The following is a 664-nucleotide window of genomic DNA, read 5'->3' as shown; positions in this document are numbered from 1 at the left end:
CGGCCACGCTGACAGCGGAGCTCCGCCAGGCTCTGGCGCGACGAGATACCACGCTCCTGGGCGTGGTCCTTAACGTGCTGCTGGCTTGGCCGGACTGCTGTTTCCGACCGGAGATCGTCAAGCATCCGCGAAGCCGGGACACACTGGCCTTCGTGCCAGCGATCTTCGGCGACGAGCAGTTGATGCCCAAGGAGCAGGCGCTGGTGGACCTCTGCCTCGAGGAGAAAGCGAAGGGCCGCAAGGTTCTGGCATACACCGTCTACAGCGGGACGCGCGACACCACGTCCAGGCTGAAGAAAGTGCTCGAGCAATCCGGGCTGAAGGTGGCAGTGCTACGTGCTTCGGTCGATACCGCTCGACGCGAGGATTGGATCCTCGACCAGGTCGATCGCGGCATCGATGTGCTGATCACCAACCCGGAGCTGGTGAAGACCGGGCTGGACCTGCTGGACTTCCCGACCATCGCGTTCCTGCAGACGGGGTACAACGTGTACACCTTGCAGCAGGCCGCGCGGCGGTCGTGGCGGATCGGGCAGAAGCACCCGGTGCGGGTGGTGTTCTTCGGCTACGCCGGCAGCTCGCAGATCACCTGCTTGCAGTTGATGGCGAAGAAGATCGCTGTGGCTCAGAGCACGTCGGGAGACGTTCCCGAGTCAGGTCTCGA

The 664-nt window shown here is 64.0% G+C and carries 1 protein-coding gene; it reads left to right on the top strand.

Annotated elements, in window-relative coordinates; all coding sequences use genetic code 11:
• The coding region (locus tag HMPREF2924_RS20335) for a helicase-related protein (RefSeq protein ID WP_141765557.1) at positions 1–664 on the top strand (664 nt) is incomplete at both ends.

It is taken from the genome of Pseudomonas sp. HMSC063H08, assembly GCF_001813645.1.
Classification (GTDB): Bacteria; Pseudomonadota; Gammaproteobacteria; order Pseudomonadales; family Pseudomonadaceae; genus Pseudomonas; species Pseudomonas aeruginosa.
The sequence above is the reverse complement of the archived record's forward strand: the minus strand, read 5'-3'. Positions and strand labels throughout refer to the sequence as shown.